At 39.3% G+C, this 24,614-nt stretch carries 22 protein-coding genes, 3 pseudogenes and 1 riboswitch; of the genes and pseudogenes, 12 read left to right on the forward strand and 13 right to left on the reverse strand.

Going from position 1 to position 24,614, the window contains the following annotated elements; all coding sequences use genetic code 11:
* The first annotated feature begins 13 nt into the window (after window positions 1-13).
* The 4 genes and pseudogenes from C0966_RS06145 (at window position 14) to C0966_RS06160 (ending at window position 2,892) form a co-directional block, all read left to right on the forward strand.
* Complete coding sequence (locus tag C0966_RS06145) at window positions 14-883, forward strand: DUF421 domain-containing protein (RefSeq protein WP_274854326.1); 870 nt, start codon at window positions 14-16, stop codon at window positions 881-883.
* Window positions 884-912: 29 nt separating this feature from the next.
* Window positions 913-1,446: pseudogene (locus tag C0966_RS06150) on the forward strand (transporter substrate-binding domain-containing protein); the annotation flags it as partial.
* On the forward strand, window positions 1,433-2,134 hold the full coding sequence (locus C0966_RS06155; protein WP_274854328.1) for an amino acid ABC transporter permease: 702 nt from the start codon (window positions 1,433-1,435) through the stop codon (window positions 2,132-2,134). The pseudogene C0966_RS06150 and the gene C0966_RS06155, both read left to right, overlap by 14 nt.
* A gap of 20 nt (window positions 2,135-2,154) precedes the next feature.
* Window positions 2,155-2,892, forward strand: coding sequence for an amino acid ABC transporter ATP-binding protein (locus tag C0966_RS06160; RefSeq protein WP_274854329.1), 738 nt, complete (start codon window positions 2,155-2,157; stop codon window positions 2,890-2,892).
* A 145-nt stretch (window positions 2,893-3,037) separates the two neighbouring features.
* On the opposite strand, the pseudogene C0966_RS06165 reads toward C0966_RS06160, so the two are convergent.
* From C0966_RS06165 to C0966_RS06185, 5 genes and pseudogenes are all read right to left on the reverse strand, one after another.
* Window positions 3,038-3,376: pseudogene (locus tag C0966_RS06165) on the reverse strand (YrdB family protein).
* Window positions 3,377-3,395: 19 nt separating this feature from the next.
* Entirely contained in the window at window positions 3,396-3,977 is a 582-nt protein-coding gene (locus C0966_RS06170) for a TetR/AcrR family transcriptional regulator (RefSeq protein ID WP_274854330.1), read from the reverse strand.
* A gap of 69 nt (window positions 3,978-4,046) precedes the next feature.
* Window positions 4,047-4,757, reverse strand: coding sequence for an MBL fold metallo-hydrolase (locus tag C0966_RS06175; RefSeq protein ID WP_274854332.1), 711 nt, complete (start codon window positions 4,755-4,757; stop codon window positions 4,047-4,049).
* Window positions 4,758-5,064: 307 nt separating this feature from the next.
* The gene (locus C0966_RS06180) at window positions 5,065-5,535 is read right to left on the reverse strand and encodes a DUF6884 domain-containing protein (protein ID WP_274854333.1); all 471 of its coding nucleotides are present in this window, start codon (window positions 5,533-5,535) and stop codon (window positions 5,065-5,067) included.
* Window positions 5,536-5,607: 72 nt separating this feature from the next.
* A pseudogene (locus C0966_RS06185) lies at window positions 5,608-5,961 on the reverse strand (methylated-DNA--[protein]-cysteine S-methyltransferase); the annotation flags it as partial.
* 461 nt (window positions 5,962-6,422) lie between these two features.
* On the opposite strand from C0966_RS06185, the gene C0966_RS06190 reads away from it, so the two are divergent.
* The 3 genes from C0966_RS06190 to C0966_RS06200 all read left to right on the forward strand — a co-directional run bounded on the left by C0966_RS06190 (window position 6,423) and on the right by C0966_RS06200 (window position 8,484).
* Window positions 6,423-6,998: a GNAT family N-acetyltransferase gene (locus C0966_RS06190; protein ID WP_274854334.1), complete on the forward strand. Its 576-nt coding sequence runs from the start codon at window positions 6,423-6,425 to the stop codon at window positions 6,996-6,998.
* 234 nt (window positions 6,999-7,232) lie between these two features.
* Entirely contained in the window at window positions 7,233-7,976 is a 744-nt protein-coding gene (locus C0966_RS06195) for a thermonuclease family protein (protein ID WP_274854335.1), read from the forward strand.
* 43 nt (window positions 7,977-8,019) lie between these two features.
* Window positions 8,020-8,484, forward strand: a complete 465-nt coding sequence (locus tag C0966_RS06200; RefSeq protein ID WP_274854336.1) for an SgcJ/EcaC family oxidoreductase — start codon at window positions 8,020-8,022, stop codon at window positions 8,482-8,484.
* 83 nt (window positions 8,485-8,567) lie between these two features.
* On the opposite strand, the gene C0966_RS06205 is transcribed toward C0966_RS06200, so the two are convergent.
* The 5 genes from C0966_RS06205 to C0966_RS06225 all read right to left on the reverse strand — a co-directional run bounded on the left by C0966_RS06205 (window position 8,568) and on the right by C0966_RS06225 (window position 13,158).
* On the reverse strand, window positions 8,568-9,596 hold the full coding sequence (locus C0966_RS06205) for a sulfonate ABC transporter substrate-binding protein (protein WP_274854337.1): 1,029 nt from the start codon (window positions 9,594-9,596) through the stop codon (window positions 8,568-8,570).
* Window positions 9,597-9,633: 37 nt separating this feature from the next.
* Window positions 9,634-10,389: an ABC transporter ATP-binding protein gene (locus tag C0966_RS06210; RefSeq protein WP_274854338.1), complete on the reverse strand. Its 756-nt coding sequence runs from the start codon at window positions 10,387-10,389 to the stop codon at window positions 9,634-9,636.
* Between the two features lie 14 nt (window positions 10,390-10,403).
* A complete protein-coding gene (locus C0966_RS06215; protein WP_274854339.1) occupies window positions 10,404-11,183 on the reverse strand; it encodes an ABC transporter permease subunit in 780 nt (259 codons plus the stop codon).
* Window positions 11,184-11,358: 175 nt separating this feature from the next.
* Window positions 11,359-12,438, reverse strand: coding sequence for an acyl-CoA dehydrogenase family protein (locus C0966_RS06220; RefSeq protein ID WP_274854340.1), 1,080 nt, complete (start codon window positions 12,436-12,438; stop codon window positions 11,359-11,361).
* 186 nt (window positions 12,439-12,624) lie between these two features.
* A complete protein-coding gene (locus tag C0966_RS06225) occupies window positions 12,625-13,158 on the reverse strand; it encodes a DUF4242 domain-containing protein (RefSeq protein WP_274854341.1) in 534 nt (177 codons plus the stop codon).
* 211 nt (window positions 13,159-13,369) lie between these two features.
* Here C0966_RS06225 and C0966_RS06230 point away from each other — a divergent pair, with 211 nt between their 5' ends.
* On the forward strand, window positions 13,370-13,822 hold the full coding sequence (locus tag C0966_RS06230; RefSeq protein ID WP_274854342.1) for a winged helix-turn-helix transcriptional regulator: 453 nt from the start codon (window positions 13,370-13,372) through the stop codon (window positions 13,820-13,822).
* A 93-nt stretch (window positions 13,823-13,915) separates the two neighbouring features.
* Here the strand turns inward: C0966_RS06230 and C0966_RS06235 are convergent, their stop codons facing one another.
* From C0966_RS06235 to C0966_RS06245, 3 genes are all read right to left on the reverse strand, one after another.
* Window positions 13,916-14,680, reverse strand: coding sequence for an ABC transporter permease (locus tag C0966_RS06235; protein WP_274854344.1), 765 nt, complete (start codon window positions 14,678-14,680; stop codon window positions 13,916-13,918).
* Between the two features lie 4 nt (window positions 14,681-14,684).
* Complete coding sequence (locus C0966_RS06240) at window positions 14,685-15,659, reverse strand: ABC transporter substrate-binding protein (protein WP_274854345.1); 975 nt, start codon at window positions 15,657-15,659, stop codon at window positions 14,685-14,687.
* 120 nt (window positions 15,660-15,779) lie between these two features.
* Window positions 15,780-16,568 carry an ABC transporter ATP-binding protein gene (locus C0966_RS06245; protein WP_274854348.1) on the reverse strand — a complete coding sequence of 263 codons (789 nt, stop codon included), beginning with the start codon at window positions 16,566-16,568 and terminating at the stop codon, window positions 15,780-15,782.
* Between the two features lie 209 nt (window positions 16,569-16,777).
* A riboswitch (SAM riboswitch) is annotated at window positions 16,778-16,894 on the forward strand.
* 82 nt (window positions 16,895-16,976) lie between these two features.
* On the opposite strand from C0966_RS06245, the gene C0966_RS06250 reads away from it, so the two are divergent.
* Genes C0966_RS06250 through metH form a run of 4 tightly spaced genes read left to right on the forward strand, consistent with a single transcriptional unit; the run spans window position 16,977 to window position 24,583 of the window.
* Window positions 16,977-18,089, forward strand: a complete 1,113-nt coding sequence (locus tag C0966_RS06250; protein ID WP_274854349.1) for a methionine biosynthesis PLP-dependent protein — start codon at window positions 16,977-16,979, stop codon at window positions 18,087-18,089.
* Window positions 18,086-19,288 (forward strand): cystathionine beta-lyase, encoded by a 1,203-nt coding sequence (gene metC / locus C0966_RS06255; protein ID WP_274854350.1) that lies wholly within the window; start codon window positions 18,086-18,088, stop codon window positions 19,286-19,288. Before C0966_RS06250 ends, metC begins: the two co-directional genes overlap by 4 nt.
* Window positions 19,285-21,150: a bifunctional homocysteine S-methyltransferase/methylenetetrahydrofolate reductase gene (locus C0966_RS06260; protein WP_274854351.1), complete on the forward strand. Its 1,866-nt coding sequence runs from the start codon at window positions 19,285-19,287 to the stop codon at window positions 21,148-21,150. The genes metC and C0966_RS06260 overlap by 4 nt, the downstream gene beginning before the upstream one ends.
* Window positions 21,128-24,583, forward strand: coding sequence for a methionine synthase (gene metH, locus C0966_RS06265; protein ID WP_274854352.1), 3,456 nt, complete (start codon window positions 21,128-21,130; stop codon window positions 24,581-24,583). Before C0966_RS06260 ends, metH begins: the two co-directional genes overlap by 23 nt.
* Window positions 24,584-24,614: the final 31 nt, after the last annotated feature.

Below are 24,614 nucleotides of genomic sequence, written 5' to 3' on the forward strand. Positions count from 1 at the left end.
GGAGGTAAAAACAGTGCCGGAGTGGCTGCATATAATTATAAGGTCTATCTTATTCTTAAGTATCTTATTTTTAATGACAAAAATAATCGGAAAAAAGCAAATTTCAGAACTGTCGGTTTTTGAATATATCTCCGGCATTACGATCGGAAGCATTGCCGGAGAAGTCATTATGGGTCTTGAAGATAGCTTGTTTCATGGAATAATAGGTATCCTCACTTTTGGTATCACAACATTTACAGCGGATTTTATCTCATTAAAAAGCAAAAAATTTCGCGACATTTTTGAAGGAAAAAGCACTGTTCTTATCCAAGACGGAAAAATACTCGAAGATAATCTAAAGAAAGAAAAATATACGATTGACGATATGTCGGCTTTGCTTCGGCAGAAAGATGTATTTAATGTCGCTGATGTTGAATTTGCTTTATTAGAACCAAATGGGGAATTAAGTGTACTATTGAAAAAAGAAAATCAGCCGCTTACACCGAAAGATTTAAATCTACAGGTTGCTCAAGAAAAAGAGCCGCAAACGGTTATTATGGACGGTCAAATACTGGATGACGCTCTTTCGGCTGCAGGTAAAACACGAAGATGGCTTAACATTGAATTAGAGAAATTGGGAGTCCTTCTTGAAAATGTTTTTATGGCTCAAGTTGATTCTTACGGGGAATTAACTGTTGATATTTTTGATGACAAAATCAACGTACCCTCCCCTCAAGCGCGTCCTCTATTACTTGCCATGATCAAAAAATCCCAGGCTGATCTCGAACTTTTCGCTCTTGAAACCGATTCTGAAAAGGCAAAAAAAATGTACAGGAAAAATGCTGAAAAACTAAAAAAAACGATGGAAAAACTAACCCCTTATTTAAGCGAACCATTACAATGAAAAGCTCACCTGGAAAAGTGAGCTTTTTTCGTTGGGATGCCATGTTTGCAGGATTAGACTCAAAACGATTTGATATGATTGCTAATCAAGTCGGAATTCGTCCTGACCGTCAAGAAAAATATGATTTCTCAGATCCGTATATTACATCCGCTGCTGTGCTTATTGTTCATCAGGACAATAATAAAGTAAAAAGATTTGAAGATATAAAAGGATTAAAGTCAGCGCAGTCCTTAACCAGCAACTATGCAGACCTTGCCAAGTCATATGGAGCCGAACTTGTAGGGGTTGAAGGATTCAATCAGGCAATTGAATTGCTGAATTCCAAACGGGTCGATGTTACAATCAATGACAAGCTCTCCTTTTTAGATTTTAAAAAGCAAAAACCAAATGCACCGATCAAAATTGTTGCGACACATAAAGATGCCTCACAGAGCGGATTAATGTTCAGAAAGGGCAGCGATACACTAGTAAAAGAAGTAAACAAAGCGTTGCAAGAGATGATTAATGATGGCACATACTTAAAAATTTCTGAGAAATGGTTTGGCGAAAATGTACTTAAATAGAATTATTGAGGACCCGGACAGAACATCAAGATTGATTGAAATTGCCCAAAGTTCCCTTCAGCCTCTACTGAAGGGAGCTATTTATTATACCGTTCCGCTTACACTGATTAGTTTTGTCATTGGGTTAGTTTTAGCCATCCTAACAGCTCTTGCACGTATTTCGAATATAAAACCGCTGCAGCTGATTGCCGGAGTATATGTTTCTGCCATACGAGGAACTCCTTTGTTGGTTCAATTATTTATTATTTTTTATGGTCTTCCGACAATTAAGATTATAATTGATCCTTTCCCTGCTGCAGTGATCGGGTTTTCATTAAATGTCGGAGCTTATGCTTCGGAAATCATACGAGCCGCCATCTTATCGATTCCAAAAGGACAATGGGAAGCGGCATATTCAATTGGGATGACATATTCCCAAGCATTAAAGAGGATTATCCTCCCTCAGGCCTCAAGGGTTTCGATACCGCCTTTGTCCAATACTTTTATTAGTTTGGTGAAAGATACATCTCTCGCATCTTTAATCCTAGTAACGGAGATGTTTAGAAAAGCCCAGGAAATCGCTTCAACGAACTATGAATTTTTGCTTCTTTACACAGAAGCCGCCATTATTTATTGGGTCATCTGCTTCTTCCTCTCGATAATACAAGGAAAAATTGAAGCTCGGCTTGACCGCTATGTATCAAGGTAACTAGGGAGGGAGATTATGAAATGATTGTAATAAACGGCTTAAACAAACAATTCGACAAGCTTGAAGTGTTAAAAGGTATTGATCTTGTGGTTGAAAAAGGGAAAGTTGTAGTGGTTATTGGTCCATCCGGTTCAGGAAAAACGACGCTCCTTCGTTGTTTAAATATTTTAGAAATGCCGACAAAAGGTACAATCACAATTGAAAATCAGAAAATAGATTTTTCCAAGCCTGCTTCGAAAAGAATGATTGCCGCATTTAGGCGGTTAACCGGAATGGTTTTTCAAAGCTATAATCTCTTTCCACATATGACGGCTTTGGAAAATGTGATGGAAGGGCCAATCACCGTCAAAAAACAATCGAAAGAATCTGCCAGAAAAAAAGCAGCTCAATTGTTAACAAAGGTTGGTCTTGGAGATAAATTGGATGTTTACCCTTACCAGCTTTCAGGCGGCCAGCAGCAGCGCGTCGGCATTGCCAGAGCACTTGCCATGGAGCCAAAGGTAATGCTTTTTGATGAACCTACCTCGGCTCTCGACCCGGAACTTGTCGGTGAAGTTTTGAAAGTTATGAAGGACCTTGCCAACGAAGGAATGACAATGGTAGTCGTTACACATGAAATGCGGTTTGCCCAAGAGGTTGCTGATGAAGTCATTTTCATGGACGGCGGTGTTGTCATTGAAAGAGGAAAACCGGAAGAAATTTTTGCGAACCCGAAAGAAGAACGGACAAAACAGTTTTTAAATTTAATTCAGAAGTAATATGAATAGGGTTTATGTCCAAAAAACGGCTTTTTTTACGAAAACTCGTCATTAATACACTGTAACGAATCCGAAGACATTTTTCTGTTTCGAAAAATGAACCTTTAAATTAATAAAAAACTCGCTGGAGGCAGCGAGTTTTTGTTTATTGTTCCCAGAAAAACATTAATACGCTATTAATGATGACTAACAAAATGAATGTACGTGCCAATTTAATATGGCCGATTGCAAATAATGCTGCAGCTGCTATAGCGTAAATGACGAACTCCAACATAAATCGTAATGGTTTAGAAAGCTCCATTGAAGAACCGGGAGCGCCAAATGCTGCTCAAATTAAGGCTGCCAAAAGAGGAATACTTGCACCAAGCCCAATTTTTGAAATTGGACCTTTCCCTGCTTGATATCCCCAATATGCCAATGCAGCCAGCGCGCATAGTTCAAGTACAAATCTAAGCGCAAGATTTAATAATTTTATTACGGCCATTCGAATCACATCCCTTTGTCTATTCCTCTCCTTTTTGCTTCATGACATGAATTCCGGCAAGAAAGGCTTGAATCAGCAGGCTCAAGCTTTTATCCAGACTGATTGGAAGGCCAAAGCCCCCTCTTTGTTCCAAAGAAGCAAATCCATGCAGAATACTCCGCAGCCCCCTTACAGCATGAATAGCTGCATCATCTTTCAAGCCATAAACACTTAACACACGCGTGGCGAGATCAACAATTTTTTGTCCGGCCTTCTGAACTTCTAGATCAGCCGGATCAGGTGCCAGCAAGGTTGCTTCATATAAACCGGGATGTGTCCGTGCAAAATCGACATAAGTGATCCCTAGTTGATAGACCGCTTCATCTCCGGATCTTCCAATGGCTGCATATGACAATTTTTCGTAAAGACGTTCTAAACCGTATATAGCTAAATGTTTTCGCAGACCTGTTAATCCGTCAAAATGGTTATATAATGACGGTGGTCGTATGTTCAGTTTTTTTGCCAGTGATGCAAGTGTTACCGCCTCTATTCCTTCCTGATCCGCTATTTCTGCTGCATTCTGCAATATAGTCGGCATGTCAAGGCCTGTTCTCGGTGACATAGTTTCTTTCTCCTTTCGATTTCTTATGAACACTTAATGTTTGCCGGTTTTCCACTATCTCGATTTACATTAATTGAAACTTTTTTCTGCTTCTGTTATCGCTTTTTTCATTGCTTCTCCCGGATGAACGATCATTCGGCCATGGCCTGTTGCCAGCAGAGTTGGCTGTAATTTTAGCAGCTTACGGGCACTTTCGAGAGAAACCATTTTATTCCATGTGCCCATCGCCGGAAACGGAAAAAGCGGCTGAATCTTCCCAGCAACGGCAATTCCTCCTTTTGTTTGAAACGCATCACCTGCAATCAGGCTGTTATTTCTTGTGTCTGAGAAAGCCATGGAACCGGGTGTGTGCCCGGGAGAGCTGATCGCTAATAGTGATCCTATTTGATCTCCGTTTTCAAGGAGAACATCTGCATGAGTTGTCTTCAACTTTTGTGGAATTCCGCCACGGATGGGAGTATTCGGTTCTGCGGGATCTAAAGATTTATCCCCTGCCAGTAAACGGGCATCTCTTTTAGAAATATATACTTTTGCATTTGGAAGAGCATTTTTTAGTCCATCAAGTGCACCAACATGGTCTTCATGAGCATGGGTCAGAAGAATTCGCGCAATCGGCTTGCCAATTAACGCAGCTGTTTTCAAAATGCCTTTCACGCTGAAAGGAAGCGCTGCGTCAATAAGCGTTAAATCTTCTTCCTCCTCAACCAAATAACAATTTACCGGAAACAAGCCTGGTAAAAATGTCAATTGATAAACAGTATTTTCCTTTGTTACTTTCATAGCCACTCCCCGCTCCTTTTAAACTAATAACATTAGTTTAATAATAACTAATATTATTAGTTTAATGCAACATATATTTCTTCTTTCTGAAAAAATGATTAAAATGATACACATGAAAAAAGCTGATCCAAATTTTTACGTGAATTCGGATCAGCTATGATTTTTGAGCTTAACTATTTCTTTCTCCAATTTCATAATTTTTATGGAGTATAAATCTTTTATTTGAATAGGATCAATTTTAAATATGGATTCAAAACCGTTTTTTTACTTACATTTTTATACATATTCAATTTTTGTTTCTTTTATTTTACATTCCATCATACCCATGAATAGGCTTTCGTTTCTCGATGGCATTTTTTAATTTTTGCTGCATATATCCTATTCCTTTGCAATCCCAAAGCGGATACTCATATCTATGGTTATTTCCAAATGCATTTTCTATAATCGGCTGAAATTTTTTTCCTCCGAGAATGACAATCTTTTGATAAGATTCAAGCTTTTTCTTTACAATTTGTTTTTGTAAAACTTCTGTACTGACTACTTCCGCTTTTCTCATACTAAAGGACAAATCATAGTTTTTGGGAACAATATCCTCAGGCAAGAGAAATCCGTGTTTTGCTGAAATTATCACCCATTTTTGAAAAAACATTCTCGAGTACTGCTGGCACAAGTTATGAAAAGCACCAATATATGCTTGATCCGCCTTTGTAGGTCCTGCTTCGGGCTCTTTATCCCAAATCTTTCTTTTTCCGCAAGGTATTATACATAATGAGTTCATAGGCTCTTCACGCTCAAATGTTTGATATTGCAATAATTCAAATCATAAGAAACAATACGCTCCGTGATACTATTAGGCATACAAGTGTCTCCCTTCTATAAGTGAGCTTTCACTTTCTAGCTGCAGCAAGTACTTCTTCATCTCCAATCCGCCCCGATAACCTGTCAGTGTTCCATTTTTACCGATAACTCGATGACATGGTACCATAATTAATACTGGATTAGCACCAATAGCTGCTCCAACAGCGCGGACCGAAGCCGGTTTTTGAATATGAGCCGCGATTTCCGAGTAAGATTTCGTTTGTCCGTACGGAATTTCACTTAATGTGTTCCACACTGATAATTGAAACGGCGTACCGTTTAAATCAACAGGCAATAAAAAGGTCTTGCGCTGTCCTCGAAAATACTCGGCTAATTCGACCGTATAATTTTTCGCTTAAACGGATAACGATTGTTTCTTTCGACAATTCGTATACTTCTATTGCCCGAACAAAGTGATTATTTCCTCCAAAATTGCTCAATTTTTATAGGAATTTGTTATTTCCGCCAATTAACCATTGGGATTTTGACAAAAATAGATGATTCATTATGGAGAATGTGACAATGACCGACAATTTGAGCCGGAATTTCCGACAAACTTTGAATCTGTCTAACTTCTTTTTACAAAATATGATATTGCCAAAGTTTGAGTTTGTCTGATTCTGCGCTTTCCCAAGAAATAATTTGCAGATTATTTGAATTTTTCGGGATTCTCAACTTTCATTGATAGGATTAAGCCGCAGTTTGAACAAAGGTCAAAAAATTTTACGCCGAATCTTGGGATAGTTTGACAATAACACCAAATTCCTTTAACATAACTGTTCAAATAAACATTTTTAGGAGGAAAAGATGAACTGGTACGAAAAACTGAGTCAATATTTTCCGATAGAAGAGATGAAATCAAAGGAGCATATCGTGGCTCTCTTAAAAGAACGAGGAGATATTTACCATAAAAATGAAGGTCCTAATCACGTGATGATGTACGCTGAGTTTGATGATTTTATATTTATTGATTATTTATTTGTATCCAAAAAATCAAGAGGACAAGGGCTTGGCCATCAATTGATTGACAAACTCAAGAAAAAAGGCAAACCGATTATTTTAGAAGTGGAGCCGGTTGATTATGAAGACAGTGATACGGAAAAAAGACTCCGTTTTTATAAACGAGAAGGGTTTGAGCATGCCCAATCGATCGGATATCATCGCCGTTCGTTAGCGACGAACGAAGTCAATCAAATGGAAATCTTGTATTGGTCGCCAACGGAAGAAAGTGAAGAAAGCATTTTCGAGAAAATGAAAAAAACATATCAAATGATTCATACGTATAAAGATAAAAGATGGTACGGGGAGTCGTATTTGCCCGCTGATAAAGCTTTAACGTTCGATGAAAATCGCAATGAACGTGACATATTAGCAGACATTTAAAGGGGAAAGTGCGGTTTCATAAGTTCAAAAAAATAAAAATGTATTAAACGAAAATGAACCATTCTTAAGAAAAGGATGGTTTTTTGTATGTGCCAAACCTTTCATTAAAGAAAAAAATCACAACAGCTGGTTTTGAAAAAGAAAAACACGAACATACTTACGTATTTGAAACAACATATGTTATGATCAATTTGTATTAAACTAGTTATAGTTATTTTCGAGGAAAGTGAAAAAATGAAAAAAATACTCTTTACTATTACAATAATTGGAATATTTTTTATCATTGCGGCCTGTTCAAATTCACATGAATTTAAGAGAATTCAAGTTGAATTTAATGAGCTTTATGACGGAGATACAATAGGTGTCTTTTATAATGGAAGACCTGAAAAAGTCCGTTTTTTGCTTGTTGATACTCCCGAAACATCCCATCCTCGACTAGGTGAACAACCTTTTGGAAAAGAAGCGAAGATGTTCACGAGAGATTTAGTTGAAAAAGCCAAAACAATCGAACTTGAATTTGATATTGGTCCGAATCGGGATAAGTACGGCCGCTTGTTGGCTTATGTGTATGTTGATGGAAAAATGATCCAAGAGGAGTTATTAAAAAATGGATTAGCCAGAGTGGCATATGTGTACCCTCCTAACACACGGTATGTCGATCAGTTCCGAGCTATTCAAGAAAAAGCTCAACAAGAAGGCATTGGGATTTGGAAGGTTGAAAACTACTCACAAGAAGACGGGTTTCATCCTGAAATGATTGGTAAAACTAAAGAAAATAGTGACAAGCAAGGCAAAGCGGTACATAATGACTCTCCAAAATCACAACGAGGATGCAAAATAAAAGGGAACATTAGTTCAAATGGCGAAAAAATCTATCATACCCCTGATTCGCCATGGTATGAACAAACGAAGCCGGAAGTTTGGTTCTGTTCGGAAAAAGAAGCAGCTTTAGCCGGTTTTCGTTCTCCCAAAAAATAGCTATAATTCAATTTACAAAATTTATGAAAGTGAGTGCTTAGAGATGGAAGTATCAAAAAGCAGTTCAAAAGGACAAGAGACCGAAGTACGTGAGCTCTATCAACTGGTGATAGATGGCTGGAACAAGCGAAGTGCCAATGCTATGGCCGAGCCGTTCGCTGAGGATGGTGAAATGATCGGATTCGATGGAAGCCAAGTCATTGGGAGAGCAGAGATCGTTTCGCATCTTCAACCAATTTTTGCCGATCACCCCACTGCCCCATTCGTGGCAAAAATCAAAAACATACATTTTTTGAGTCCGGAAGTTGCCGTCCTGCGCGCGATCGCAGGCATGGTGCCGCCTGGAAAGTCAGACATTGATCCGAAAGTCAACACGCATCACACACTCGTTGCTGTGAAGCGAGATGGCAAGTGGCAAGTCGTGCTCTTTCAGAATACACCGGCTCAGTTTCACGGAAGACCGGAGTTAGTCGAGCAAATGACTGAGGAGCTTCGGCAGCTGCTTTAATATCATTATTTAATCGTCTAGTTGTATTGTTAACTCAATGAAAAGGCGAGTGAGTTTCGACCCACTCGCCAATTAATTAACCTTTATTTGATAATATCTGGCAGCCAATCCGGATCTTTTTCAATTGATTCTTCAACATTTACATCGTTTGGCATAAGACCAAGTTCAAAAAATGTATCTGCTAGTTCCTGCTGACTTTTAATTGCTTGTTCATCAATTTTAAGGATACCGTATTCTCTTCTTTTTGTCGCAATTTCAATTGCTTTTTCATCAATCTTTAACTCATCAGAAAGAATCTTTGCGACCTCATTAGGGTTTTCATTTGCCCATTGGTTCGATTTCTCAAGTTCTTCAAGAATAATTTTTATAAGGTCTGGTTTTTCTTTTGAAAACTTTTCAGAGGCGAAATAATAAGTACGATTTTCAGTTAAGCCTTCACCATTCGTAATCTCTCTTACGTCAAGATCATTTTCAATCACGGCGAGGAAAGGATCCCATATTCCTAATGCATCGATTTTACCGGATTCGAATGCAACTCTTCCTTCTGCGGCATCTTTATAATAAACAGGCGTAACATCTTCGTATTTTAAGCCTTCCTTTTCTAAAGCTTTAACAAGCAAATATTGTTGATTGCCTCCCTTGGTAACCGCTACTTTTTTCCCTTTTAAGTCTCTAATTGACTGTATCGGAGAGTCCTTTTTGACTACAATGGCAACACCCTTTGGATATGGAGACTCTGAGGCAATATATACGATTGGCTTTCCGCTTGCTTGTGCGAATACACTATTACCATCAGAAGCATGGCCAAAATCAATACTTCCCGCATTGAGAGCTTCCAATAATACAGAACCCGTAGGAAATGGCGACCACTCTACTTTAATTCCCTTCTCTTTGAATCTTTCTTCAAGGTTGCCTTTTGCTTTTAAAATATTTAGCGTATTACCTTTTTGATACCCTATTCTTACAACTTTCGTTTCAGATTCTTCTGTTGATGCTTGACTGTTTTGTTTTTCCTCTTCAGGTTTAGATCCGCTGCTTTCACTTCCGCATCCCGCTAATAATACAAGCAGTGAAATGAAAATAAAAACAAGTTTAAATGGATTTCTTTTCATTTTCCAACTTCCTCCTCCATGATTTTTTTATTAATATTTACTTGGTTGAAGCGGCATTTTGTAATTCAATATTACTGCTTTTTTTCCCCATCAACTTTTCCAGAATCATTCTTTCATATGAGGCAAATTTACTATCTTTTACCCGCGGCCGCGAAAGTTCGATGACAACATTCATTGTAATTTTGCCTTTTTCAATAAGAACTACCCTATCTGCAAGTGTGATTGCTTCACTTACATCGTGAGTGACGAGGATTGCCGTAAATCGTTGTTTCAACCACAATTCCTCGATTAGCTGCTGCATTTCAATCCGGGTTAATGCATCCAGTGCACCGAGCGGTTCGTCCAATAACAGCAACTTAGGTTCTCCGGCAAGAGCACGAGCTAAAGCTACACGTTGACGCTGCCCCCCGGATAGAACACTTGGCCATTCGTTGCTTTTTTCTGCGAGACCTACAAGTTTTAATGATTCTTCGGCTTTTTTCTTCGAAGTAAACTTTGTACCGAGTTCGACATTTTGGATGACGGTTTGCCATGGAAGCAGCCTTGCATCTTGAAACATAATTCTCAAATCCGGATGAATGCCTTTTATCGCTTTTTCATTAAACAGGATTTTGCCAGCGGTTGGATCTTCTAATCCTGAAATTAGCCTTAATAGCGTACTTTTTCCACAGCCGCTGCGCCCGACAATTGCCAAAAATTCACCCGGTTTGATTTCTAAATTTAAGCCATTGATCACTTCGAGGCTTCCAAAACGTTTATGAACATCTTCAACCTTTACATAAATTCCTGTCATGTTCTCACCTTATGTTATGATTTATGTTTACTAAAATTTGGATGCCATTGAAGCCATTTTTTTTCTAATAATCCCGCAAGGACATCTGATAATTTTCCTAACAAGGCATACAAAATAATACTCAGCAAAACAATGTCCATTTGCATAAATTCTCTTGCAAATGTAGCCATATAACCGATACCGGAATCAGAAGCGATTGTTTCGGCAACAATTAAAGACATCCACATAATTCCAAGTGCATATCTTACTCCAACAAGAATCGAGGGCAGAGCACCGGGCAGAATGACTTTCCAATATAAAGTTATTCCTTTTAAGCCATAAACTTTTCCCATCTCAATAAGCCCGGGATCCACGTTGCGAATTCCGTGAAACGTATTAATATAAATGGGAAATGCAACACCTAGTGCAACAAGAAACAATTTTGCTTCTTCTCCAATCCCAAACCAAAGGATCACCAATGGAATTAATGCTAAATGCGGGATTGTACGAATCATCTGAACAGACGTATCCAACAGCTTTTCGGAAAAAGGAAAAAGTCCATTGATTAAACCAAGCAAAAAGCCAATTACTCCTCCAATAAAAAACCCAATAAATGCTCGCTTCGTGCTTACCCAAACGTAATCAAACAGGCTTCCATCTTCAATTAACCGCATCGTTCCCTCGATAACCTCCATTGGTGTAGGCAAAATCTTTGAAGAAATGAAGCCAATCGAACCTAAAACTTGCCAGCTCACGAGAAATATCACAGGTACAATCCAGGATATCAGATTGTTATTTTTTATCTTCTTCCACACAGAACTCTTTCTCCTTTCGCTGCCTTTTGATCTTTGTTTGCATTCTTTTTCATTGAGTTTTAAGACAAAGTAAATCGAGCGTTTTAATAAGTTTTAAAATAAAAAAATTTTGAAACAGTTTGTTGTTTTATAAAAGTTTTCAAGTCTATGGAATATTGAATGCAAACAAGCTAATTTAATTCACAGGGACAAAGCTCTGTATCATTTTTTCCAAGTGTTTTACGGTAGGAGTTAAATTAGCAAGGAAATATGATTCTCTTAATCTTCGGGATGGATCACTTTTTTGTAAATAACCTGCACCGCCATGATGCAGCATTCCGGCTTGAACAGCTTTTAAAGTTAAATAGACAACATCTAATCGAACCTGCAATAATTCTTTCCAATGTTTCGTCAGATCGGAAGATTCAGATAAATGATACACTTTTTCCCGAAGAGGTTTTAATTCACTCAATAACTCATCTGGTTGAATGGCTAAAAATTGATTGCATGCGCCTTGTTTGTTGTACACTTTTTCAATCGTCTGGATGGAAGCTTCTGTTACGCCAAGTCCTAAAGGAATTTGATAGAGAACAAAAACAGGACGGATTTTTTGGACAAATTCGTCTGCCTGTTGCGCAATAATCCATTCATCAGGGATAAACACATCATGAAATGAGCATGCGTAAGTAGCACTTCCATTCACTCCTAAATACTCGAGCTTTTCTTTTAACTTTAAACCTTCTGCATGACATGGAACATACGCCATGATCCGTTCTTGCTCATTAACCGATGCTATGATTCCGAACCAATGATCATGTCCTAAATTGGACACGGACGGCAATTGGCCGGAAACAATATAACCTCCGGCAGTACGTTTCGCTCTTAAATGAAGGGATTCAATGCCGGCATAGTATTTCATCGGGTTAGACAAACCAGTTCCTCCGAGCAATTCTCCGTTTTCAAGCGAAGGTAAGAGTTTATTTTTCAAAAAAGGATTGTCACTTTTCCGTATATAAGTTAAAGAAGCTAAGTGGCACCATAAATTAAACGCTGTCGTCATACATACTTTCGCGATCTCCTCGACTACACGCACTTCCCGGAAACGGATTTCTTTTTCACGCAATCCTTGTGAGTGAAAAAGACCGGATTTTCCAAGTGCTTTTAAGAAATCGCGAGGATAATAGGCTTCACAATCAACTTTTCTTACAAAAGGCTTCAATTGATTTGCGATTAAATCTTCCAAAACCTTTATTTCTTTCAATTCCTTTATTTCCAACTTTCAATCCTCCTCTCTAACACTTTATTGGATCACCTTCACAATAACATACTGGAGGTTTCATTTTATCAATGAAAACTCTAACCCCGATTGAAAGCTCCGGCAATGTGGTTCCGGAGCTTTCAGAACTCTCGCAATAACCTGCAGACTATAACCGACAGACCTTTTTTATGATTCCAAACTAACTTATTTTTGAGGCAAAATTTCTGTAATTGTATCGATTGGAGCTTTAACTGCTTCGCGCGCTTTTTTGACTGTTGTTTCATCGGGAGCATCGTAGAAGCATAGGCACTTTGTCATATCTTCGCATACATATGTTCTCGCGAATGAAACCTCAGGTACTTCAGCATAGTGTACGGAGTTCGTTTTCTTTCTGTCCAAATATTGATCCATTGTCAAATTTTCAGGAAGATTCCATTCTACAAGGTAATTCACTACATCTTTTTGTTTCTTTACTTCTTCTAAATCTTGGCCGACAAGTCGTACTTGTTTAATAAGAGTAATCGGAATCCCTAACTCTCTTAAACTATCATTGACAGTATTTCGATCTTCACTCTCGAAAATGAAAAAAGCTCTAGAAAAGTCTTTTGATACTTGGATTTCAATAATACTCGCATTTTTCTTGCTGACTGCTTCTTGAATGTCAGATACCTTTTTTTCAAAACTCTCCTTATCCTTTACTGCACCGTTTAAAATAGATTCCACTAAGTAAAGCGCCATTTTGATTTCCTCCTTTTCAAATCACATTTTGACCTTCCGATTAATCGATCGGGATTGTCCTAAGAGTTGTGTGGACTTCCTTACTTTTCCGACCGAATTAATGGAATTTTGTTATTGTTAGTAATTTTATTATACTAAGTTCAAAAAAACAACCTTTAAAATAAGAAATATGTTATTATTTTAAAAAATGCGATAATTGGAGGTTTTCTTTATGAAAAAAACGTATCATTTACCATGTAATATTGCCCAAACACTGAACATAATTGGTGATCGTTGGACTTTGTTAATTGTTCACGAAATATTATTGGGTCATACGACTTTTAACGAAATAAAAAAGTCATTGGACGGTATTTCCTCCAATCTTTTATCAGACCGTTTAAAATATTTGGAGGAAACCGGACTTGTCACTTCCACTCTTTACTCTGAACACCCGCCAAGATACAGTTACACATTGACAGAAAGCGGCAAGGATCTTGAGGATGTCTTTAACGCTTTGATTCTTTGGGGAAGAAACCATTTGAAAAAATGCTACAAGAAAATCGTGCACCAATCGTGCCAGCATGAAATAGAAATCGCCTATTATTGCCCGCATTGCGAAAAAAATGTGGACGATCTCTCTGTTGTCGAGATTGAATTCAATGATCGCAAGCCGCTTTCATCTTAAGAAAGGATTACGTGTATTTGGAACAAGCAAAATCGCTTGTTCCTTATTAGTGTTTAACTCATATCATTATTTAAAAAAACAGAGAGTATGCTATTAATGCGACGCCGAACTTGACCTTCCCCATTGCTTTTGGATCCATTTCTCAAATAATCCGATTCCCTTGTCCAGAATCAATCCGGAAACACCGATAAAGATAATACCTGCTAATACAAGATCCAGTCTTAAAGAATTTCTGGAATCAACAATCAGATAACCGAGCCCCGACTGTGCACCAACCATTTCTCCGGCAACAAGGAATATCCATGCTGTACCCACTGCAAGATGAAGACCATTCGCAATATACGGAAATGAAGCAGGAAAAATGATTTTTCTCAATAATTGAGATTGTTTAATTTCAAAATTTTGTGCAACTTTCAAATACATTTTATCTACTTTCCTGACAGCTGATACAGTCGAAAGCAAAACCGGAAAAAATGCGGCGATAAAGATGATGACAATTGCCGGGATATCACCGATTCCAAACCACAGAACAATAAACGGAGACCATGCAATCGGCGAAACAGGCCTCAATACTTGCGCAATCGGATCAAGGATATCCCACAATTTCGTTAACCGTCCTAAAATTAACCCTAATACAACTGCTGCAACAACAGCCAAAAGATATCCAATCAAAAATCTCATTAAACTAACTTTAAAATGAATGAAGATCGTTCCATCTTTAATGAGTGTCATAATGCCTTCCCATACTTTTAAAGGAGATGGAAAGAGAGCCTCGTCATATTTTCCAATAATAATTAACGATTGCCATACTGCGATTAACAAAACAAATCCTATTAGAACATTTGAAAATTTCTTCATTTGATCACATCGCTTTGTCAATTAATGAATTATCTACAAACTCCTCATAGGTTGGAGGATTTTCTGATAGCCCCATTTCAATCATGTACTGTCTCAATTCCTCATACGAGCTTTCGTTTAATCTTAATTCATCATATGAAATCCATTGAAATGACAGATCCATCACTTTTTTGTCCACTTTCATGTATTTTGAAGAAACTTGATGAGTGTGTTCATCTTTCAACTCTGCCATTTCTCCGCCTTTTACATATTCATTCACTAACTCTTGAGCAGCTTCATTCTCTTTTCGAATAAATTCATTTCTTAGAACGAGTGCGCAGCACACGGAATTTACCCATAGCTCTTCAGACTGGAATAATACTTTTCCTTTATCCATCGCAACGGACACAGCTCCAAAAGGCTCCGCCACCACATAGCCGGAAATTCTGCCTTCAGAAAGTGCTGCCGGCATTTCAGCAGGAGGAAGTTCAATCACATTCACATCATCATATGGAAGCCCTTCTTTTTTTAACATTTGATAAAGCAGCATATTATGAGTAGAAAATTTGTGTGGGATGGCAAAATTTTTCCCTTTTAAGGCCTCCACACGGTTTATTTCTTTTGAAGATACGATTACATTTCCATCTCGATGGCCTAATGCGACCGCTTTTAAATCGATTCCTTGTTCTTTTGCTTTCATAGCTAGTTGTACAAGGACGGAAGCTCCATCAATCCTTCCTGTATTGAGAGCGTCCATTAATTCAGGCCACGATCCAAATTTCACAAGTTCAAGCTTGATATTTTTAAAGTTTTTCTTGCCGATCTCTTCTTCTATGTACAATGGCACTGCATGAGTGATTGGCAAGTACCCTATTTTAATTGTGCGTTTTCCGCCTCCGCTGCTATGTGTAGATACTTGACTTGACCCGCAGGCTGAAAGAATAATAAGGTTCATTATGAGCAATGATAAAGTAAAAGCTCTCCTAATTTTTTTCCTCATTGAATTAACCCCCTAATTATTTTTAAAAAGATAAATAAATAAAATAACAGAAAAATTCAACTCGCAATAACTTTCTGTAAATTAAATTTATCTGTATGGCATATTTTCTTACTGAAAAAATTAAATACTGTATTCCATTGGCTGTGCTGGACGGTTAAAATGAAACTCTTCGAAGATAATTTTTCGGAAATGCTGAAAGTCTTGATGACTTCGATCTCTCGGTCTTGATGTGTTGATTTTTATTTCTTTGCGGATACGTCCCGGATTTGCGCTCATGATCAGAATCCGATCAGATAAATAGATTGCTTCATCAATATCATGCGTTACAAGAATAATGGTTGTTTTTTCTTTGTCCTGAAGACGTAATAGTTCATCTTGTAAATAATAACGGTTAAACGTATCCAAAGCTGCAAATGGTTCGTCCATTAAGATTAGCTCCGGTTGAATGACCAGCGCTCTGGCAAGCGCAACCCGCTGCTGCATCCCTCCAGACAACTGATGGGGAAAGAGATTGGCTTTATCATTTAGTCCGACTAATCTTAAATAATGAAAAGCCCGCTCTCTTCGTTCGTTTGCGGGTATATTTGCTTGATCTTCTAATCCTAACTCCACATTTTTAAGAACCGACCGCCAAGGCAGCAGTCCATAATTTTGAAATAACATCACACACCGCCTGCTTGGCCGCTCCACTATATGTCCATCCAAAAGAACCCTGCCGCTGTCAGCTTTTTCAAAACCTCCGATCACATTTAAAAGAGTGCTTTTTCCGCATCCGCTCTCACCGAGTATAGAAATAATCTCCCCCTTTTTTAATTCAAACGAGACTTTATGTAATACTTGTTCTGTTTGCCCTTTGTTCGAAAAACTTTTACTGACACGATCAACTTTAATAATTACAGAATGATCCAATTTTCGCTTAACCTTCCTTTCACCTCGGCTGATTAATTTCATTAAATTCCTATCAAATTAGTGTGATTAATTGGTTGTTAGTAAGTTTAATATACTTTGTTCAAAAATTCAACCTTATAAAATTAAAAAGTTTCGAAAATTATGCAAAAAAGGAATTGACAGAATACAATTTCGTATAGTAAGTTTAAATAAAATTTAATATTGATGATTTCTTATCAAGAGAGGTCGAGGGACTGGCCCGATGAAGCCTCAGCAACCTTCAATGTTTCTACAACATTGAAAAGGTGCTAATTCCAGCAAGTTCATTTGAACTTGAAAGATAAGAAGGCGCTTGTGTTCACTGATTACAAAAGTCTTCTTATCATAGAAGACTTTTTTTATTTTTCCTACATAAAAGGAGTGACGGTCATGTATAAAGTAGACACAAAACTTGCACAAATCGGCAATCGAAGTGAAAAAGCAACAGGAACCGTAAACCCGCCAGTTTATTTTTCTACAGCTTATCGGCACGAAGGCATTGGACAATCAACCGGATATGACTATATCCGCACAGGAAATCCGACAAGACAGATTCTTGAAAATGCAATTGCCGATTTAGAAAAAGGTGATCAAGGCTTTGCCTGCAGTTCCGGAATGGCAGCCATATTTACGATTTTGTCTTTATTTCAATCCGGTGATGAATGGATTGTGAGCAAAGATTTGTATGGAGGAACATACCGGCTATTGGAACAGGGCTTTAAAAAATGGGGATTAAGCTGCAAATATGTAAATACGTGTTGTCCGGAAGAGCTTGAGAGTCATATTACTCCTCAAACAAAAGCTATCTTCCTGGAAACTCCGACAAATCCCCTCATGGAACAAACCGATATTTCATCAGTTTCAAAGATTGCGAAAAAGCACGATTTATTGCTGATTGTGGACAATACGTTCTACACTCCGCTGCTGCAGCAGCCTTTAGCACTTGGTGCGGACATCGTCATTCACAGTGCGACAAAATACCTTGGAGGGCATAATGACGTACTTGCCGGACTCATTGTTGCAAAAGGAAAAGAACTGTGCGAATCCCTTGCACTTTATCATAACGCTGCAGGGGCTGTTCTTAGTCCATTCGATTCATGGCTGTTAATGCGCGGAATGAAAACCTTGTCTCTTCGGATGAAGAAACATGAAGAAAATGCGAAAGCAATTGTATCTTATCTTTCTGAACATGAAGCAGTCATTGACGTTCTTTATCCCGGAAAAGGCGGAATGGTTTCATTCCGATTGAAAGATGAATCATGGGTAAATCCTTTTTTGCAAAGTCTTTCCCTTATCACTTTTGCCGAAAGCCTCGGAGGAGTAGAAAGTTTTATCACCTACCCTGCCACGCAGACTCATGCAGATATTCCTGAAGAAATCCGGCTGGAAAACGGAGTCTGTAATCGTCTATTAAGGTTTTCGGTAGGAATTGAAGATGTTCACGATTTAATAGAAGATTTGGAGCAGGCATTTGTCCATGCCCGGAAGGTGGTTGCAGTATGAATGAACAAGGAACTTTTTCTTTTGAAACATTGCTTCTTCACAATCGGCAAAAAATCGATCCAGTGACAGGTGCGGTAAGTGTGCCTATTCAGCATGCATCTACTTTTCATCAGTTTCACATCGACCAGTTCGGAAAATATGATTACAGCCGCAGCTTAAATCCAACTCGCGAAGCGCTCGAGGAAGTCATTGCGGAATTGGAAGAAGGAACGAGAGGATTTGCTTTTTCATCGGGAATGGCAGCTATATCCACCGCTTTTCTCCTTCTTTCCAAAGGAGATCATGTCATCCTTTCTGAAGATGTATACGGGGGTACTTTCAGGGTCGTAACACAAGTCTTGACCAGATATGGAATCGAGCACACATTTGTCGATATGACGAATCTTTCAGCCGTGCGTCAAGCGGTACGCCCTAATACAAAAGTTTTTTATATTGAAACACCGTCAAATCCTCTGCTAAAAGTGACGGATATTAAAGCAATCAGTCAAATCGCGAAGGAAAATGATGCATTAACCTTTGTTGATAACACATTTTTAACCCCTGCCCTGCAAAAACCCCTTACATTAGGAGCAGATGTTGTACTCCACAGTGCAACCAAATTTTTGTCGGGGCATAGTGATGTCGTAGCAGGTTTAGCAGTGGTTAAAGATGAAATTCTGGCCGAAAAGCTTGCCTTTTTACAAAATTCATTTGGTGCAGTTCTCGGTGTTCAAGATGCATGGTTGGTTTTGCGTGGTTTAAAAACGCTTCATGTCCGCCTTGAACAATCCATCAAATCAGCAAAAAAGATTGCGTCATTTTTGGAAGATCAACCATTAGTGAAAAAGGTTTATTATCCCGGACTGAAAAACCACCCGCAATATGCTTTGCAAGCAGAGCAGGCAAAAGGGCCGGGAGCCGTTCTTTCCTTTGAATTAATCAATGAACAAGTGCTTCGTTCATTTTTATCAAAGGTTCATATCCCTGTATTCGCCGTAAGTCTCGGGGCGGTCGAATCAATTCTTTCCTATCCCGCGAAAATGTCTCATGCGGCAATGCCGCAAGATGAAAGAGAAAAACGGGGAATCAGCGATACTCTTCTTCGTTTATCAGTAGGGCTTGAAAACCCGGATGATCTAATTCATGACTTTACTGTTGCTTTAAATGAACATTGTTACGAAGAAAAGGAAATATACGTAAAACGAGGAGGAAGGAAATGAGCTTCCTGAAAAAACTAGAAGATCAAATATTAATCGCCGACGGTGCAATGGGAACTCTTCTTTATTCATATGGAACAGACTGCTGTTTCGAAGAGCTGAACCTTTCCCAGGCCGAGCAAATCACAAATATACACCAGGCTTATATTGATGCAGGCGCTGATGTGATTCAAACAAACACTTATGCAGCCAATTATTTAAAGCTGAAGCGATACGGTCTTGAGGATTTTGTAAAAGAAATCAACAGCGCTGCTGTAAAAAATGCCAAAAAAGCAGCACAAAACCGGGCTTACATACTTGGAACAATTGGAGGCAATCGCGGCATAAAACCTAATACTATACCAATAGAAGAAATAAAAAGAAGCTTTCGTGAACAATTATATTGCCTCTTGTTAGAAGGAGTCGATGGAATTTTACTAGAAACCTATTATGATCTTGAGGAATTAGAAACTGTTTTGCAGATTGCGAGAAAAGAAACGGACCTGCCGATTATCGCCCAGGTTTCCCTCCAAGAGGTTGGAATTATGCAGGACCGGACACCAATAACAGAAGCATTCAATCGATTAGAGGACTTAGGAGCAGATGTCATCGGGCTTAATTGCCGTCTTGGCCCTCATCATATGCTTGTAACTCTTGAAGAAGTCCCCCTTCCAAAGAGTGCTTTCTTGTCGGCATACCCAAACGCCAGCTTACCGACATATACTGATGGAAAATTCCATTATGAGGGGGATGCGGATTATTTTCAAAAATCGGCTCGATCTTTCAGAGAACAAGGAGTCAGATTGCTTGGAGGCTGCTGCGGAACAACACCTGAACATATCCGCGCCTTTGCAGCGGAACTTCACGATACTCCGCCTGTAACGGAAAAAGCAGTGAAACAGAAACCGAAGAAAATCATCATTCAGCCGGAAGAGGCAAAAAGAGAATATCCGCCCCTGCAGGATATCGTAAAGGAGAGAAAATCCATTATCGTTGAACTGGATCCGCCAAAAAAATTGGATGCGACAAAATTTTTTCAAGGGGCTAAGGCACTGAAAGAAACGGGCATAGACGCCATTACACTGGCTGACAACTCCCTTGCCTCTCCCCGCATCTCAAATTCTGCTTTAGGATATTTGACAAAAACACAAATCGGCTTGCGTTCGGTCATTCATATTACTTGCCGTGACCGGAATATTATCGGTCTGCAATCACATCTGATGGGACTGCATACATTGGGTTTGCATGATATCCTCGCTGTAACAGGGGATCCGGCACGGGTGGGTGATTTCCCGGGAGCATCGTCCGTTTATGATGTGTCTTCATTTGAATTAATTCAAATGATTAAACAATTGAATGAGGGATTGTCCATTTCCGGGAAGGACCTTGGCCAGAAGGCAGCTTTTTCGGTTGCTGCGGCTTTTAACCCGAATGTGCGGTCTTTGGAAAAAGCAGTAAACCGCCTTGAAAAGAAAATAAAGTTTGGAGCGGATTATTTTATTTCTCAGCCTATTTTTTCAGAAGAAAAACTAGTAGAAGTTTATGAAGCTACTAAACATATTAAGGCACCGATTTATGTTGGAATTATGCCGTTAATAAGCAGCAAAAATGCTGAATTCCTTCATCATGAAGTGCCCGGTATAAAAATAACTGATACGATAAGAGACAGGATGGCCAAATTCAAGGATGACCCTCAACAAGCTATCCTTGAAGGCCTTAAGATTGCAAAATCGCTGATCGATGCAGCGCTGGATCTTTTTAACGGAATCTATCTGATTACCCCATTTTTACGATATGAGCTGACTGTGGAGTTAGCGGAATATACCCGAAGTCAAAGTACAAATTTAGTCAGGAGGAACAACTATGTCCAAAGCATCTTTCACTGATCAATTAAATAAACGAATTCTTATCATGGACGGCGCTATGGGAACGATGCTGCAACAAGCCAACCTAACAGCAGATGACTTTGGCGGAGAGCTTTATGATGGTTGTAATGAACATCTCAATTTAACCGCTCCCGAAGTGATTGAATCCATTCATACAGAATATTTAAAAGCCGGAGCGGATATTATTGAAACAAACACATTTGGTGCCACAAGTATTGTACTTTCTGAATATCAACTTGAACATAAAGCCTATGAAATCAATAAAGCTGCCGCACGGATTGCACGGAAAGCAGCAGACCGGTTTTCAACTCCGGAATGGCCCCGCTTTGTTGCCGGCTCGATGGGCCCCACCACGAAGACATTGAGTGTGACAGGCGGTACGACTTTTGAAGCTCTTGCTGATTCATATGAAGAACAGGCGATCGGTTTAGTTGATGGAAATGTTGATTTATTATTATTGGAAACAAGCCAGGATTTGCTTAATGTAAAGGCGGGGTTTATCGGAATTCAAAGAGCTTTTGAAAAAACAGGAAAAATTCTCCCGTTAATGATTTCCGGAACGATTGAACCAATGGGTACAACCCTTGCCGGTCAGTCCATCGAGGCATTTTATATTTCAGTCGAGCATATGAAGCCTATAGCTGTCGGATTAAATTGTGCAACAGGACCAGAGTTTATGCAGGATCACATCCGTTCGTTGGCAAACCTTGCAACGACGGCTGTAAGTTGTTATCCGAATGCCGGATTGCCTGATGAAGAAGGACAATACCATGAAACTCCCGAAACATTAGCACAAAAATTGGCGGGATTTGCAGAACAGGGATGGCTGAACATTGTCGGCGGCTGCTGCGGAACAACTCCTGATCATATTCGAGCAATCGCGGATGTCATGAAAAACTATAAACCGCGATCGCTTAAAGAGGACAACACACACAAATTATCAGGAATTGAACCGTTTATTTACGACGATCCTTCCTTAAGACCGATTATGGTCGGTGAACGGACGAATGTGATCGGGTCGCGAAAGTTTAAACGTTTGATCAGAGAAGGCAAATATGAGGAAGCGGCCGAGATTGCGAGAGCGCAGGTAAAAAGTGGTGCCCATGTTATCGATATTTGTCTTGCAGATCCGGATCGGGATGAGCTTGCGGATATGGAAAATTTTATAAAGGAAGTTGTCAAGAAAGTCAAAGTTCCTCTCGTTATCGATTCAACCGATGAAAGGGTAATTGAGAAAGCACTAACTTATACGCAAGGAAAAACAATTATTAATTCAATAAACCTTGAAGACGGTGAGGAACGGTTTGAAGCAATTGCTCCACTCATCCATCGGTATGGTGCAGCCGTTGTCGTCGGAACGATTGATGAAAAAGGAATGGGTGTGACGGCTGAACGAAAGCTTGAAATTGCCAAACGTTCATACGAACTGCTAGTCAACAAATACAAAATTGCACCGCAAGATATTATTTTTGATCCCCTTGTCTTTCCGGTTGGCACTGGTGATGAGCAGTATATCGGTTCCGCTAAAGCAACCGTTGAAGGGATTCGATTGATTAAGGAGAATTTACCTGAAACACAAACAATTCTTGGGATCAGTAACGTATCGTTTGGCCTCCCCCCTGTCGGAAGAGAAATTTTAAACTCCGTGTTTCTCTATCATTGTACACAGGCGGGCTTGGACTATGCGATTGTCAATACGGAAAAACTTGAACGATTCGCTTCCATTTCAAAAGAAGAAGTAGCGATGGCAGAAAAGCTACTTTTTGAAACAACAGACGAGTCATTAGCAGCATTCACTGAATATTACCGTGACAAAAAGAAAGAAACAAAAAGTACTCTTCCCGACATGACACTTGAGGAGCGCCTTTCCTACTACATTGTTGAAGGAACGAAGGAAGGATTGCTTCCGGATTTGGAGCTGGCGCTTGATTCCTATCCATCCCCCCTCGACATTATCAATGGACCATTAATGGAAGGGATGAAGGAAGTCGGCAGGCTCTTTAATGACAACCAATTAATTGTTGCAGAGGTACTGCAAAGTGCAGAAGTTATGAAAACAGCAGTGTCTTTTTTAGAGCCTTTTATGGAGAAAAACACTTCTACTTCCACAAAAGGAAAAATTATTCTTGCTACGGTAAAAGGTGATGTTCATGACATCGGAAAAAACCTTGTGGACATAATCTTGAGCAATAACGGCTACAAGGTCATCGATCTTGGCATCAAAGTTGCACCGAACGAATTGATTGAAGCGATCAGAAACGAAAAGCCTGATATAGTTGGGCTATCGGGTCTCCTTGTGAAATCGGCGCAGCAAATGGTGATTACAGCCCATGATTTGAAAAAAGCAGGAATTTCCGTTCCAATTTTAGTAGGAGGAGCGGCTCTTTCAAGAAAATTTACAGAAACAAAAATTTCAAAAGAATATGATGGAATCGTATTGTATGCGAAAGATGCCATGAACGGTCTTTCTCTGGCTAACAAGCTCCAAAGCCCGGAAGAGTATGAAAAGCTTCTTGCAGAAAAACAAGAAAAAGCAGTTTCCAAGCCTTTGCAGTCGAGTTACCAAGAAAGGTCTGCTGTCGCAACAGCTGTCAAGACTTTTTCAGCCGTGTCAACGGAAGTTCCGGTATTTGTACCAAAAGATACAAAACGGCATTTATTAACATCTTATTCCCTTTCTCATATTGAGCCGTATATTAATCAGCAAATGCTACTGGGACACCATCTTGGCGTGAAAGGCAACATTGCAAAGCTTCTGGAAGCAGGTAATGAAAAAGCAATCAAGGTAAAAGAAATTGTCGATGGGTTGATTGTTGAAGCGAAGAAAAATCATTGGATAACTCCAGCTGCTGTTTATCAGTTTTTCCCTGCCCAGTCTGACGGCAATAAAATATATATTTACGATCCGGTTGAGCAAAATCAAATATTAGAAGTGTTTGAGTTTCCAAGGCAAGAATTTTCTCCGTTCCTTTGTTTGGCTGATTATTTAAAACCGGTCGATAGCGGACAAATGGACTATGTAGGCTTCTTTGCAGTTACAGCTGGACGGGGAATTCGCGAGGTGGCAGAACAATTAAAACAACAAGGCCGATTTTTAGAAAGCCATGCATTGCAGGCATTAGCGTTAGAAACAGCTGAAGGATTTGCCGAACTCATTCATCGGCAAATGCGGGACCGCTGGGGCTTTCCTGATCCAGTCAACATGACTATGAAAGACCGCTTTTCTGCCAAGTACCAAGGCCAGCGTTATTCGTTCGGATATCCGGCATGCCCGGATCTCGAGGACCAAAGCAAGCTATTCAAACTTATTCAGCCTGAGGACATTGGCATTTATTTAACCGACGGCTTTATGATGGATCCGGAGGCCTCGGTTTCAGCAATGGTATTCGCCCATCCGGAGGCAAGGTACTTTAATGTACTAAACAATAACTAAGATGGAAAGTGATATAGAAACAAACATAGAT

This window comes from Bacillus methanolicus (assembly GCF_028888695.1).
In the GTDB taxonomy this organism is placed as follows: Bacteria; Bacillota; Bacilli; order Bacillales; family Cytobacillaceae; genus Bacillus_Z; species Bacillus_Z methanolicus_B.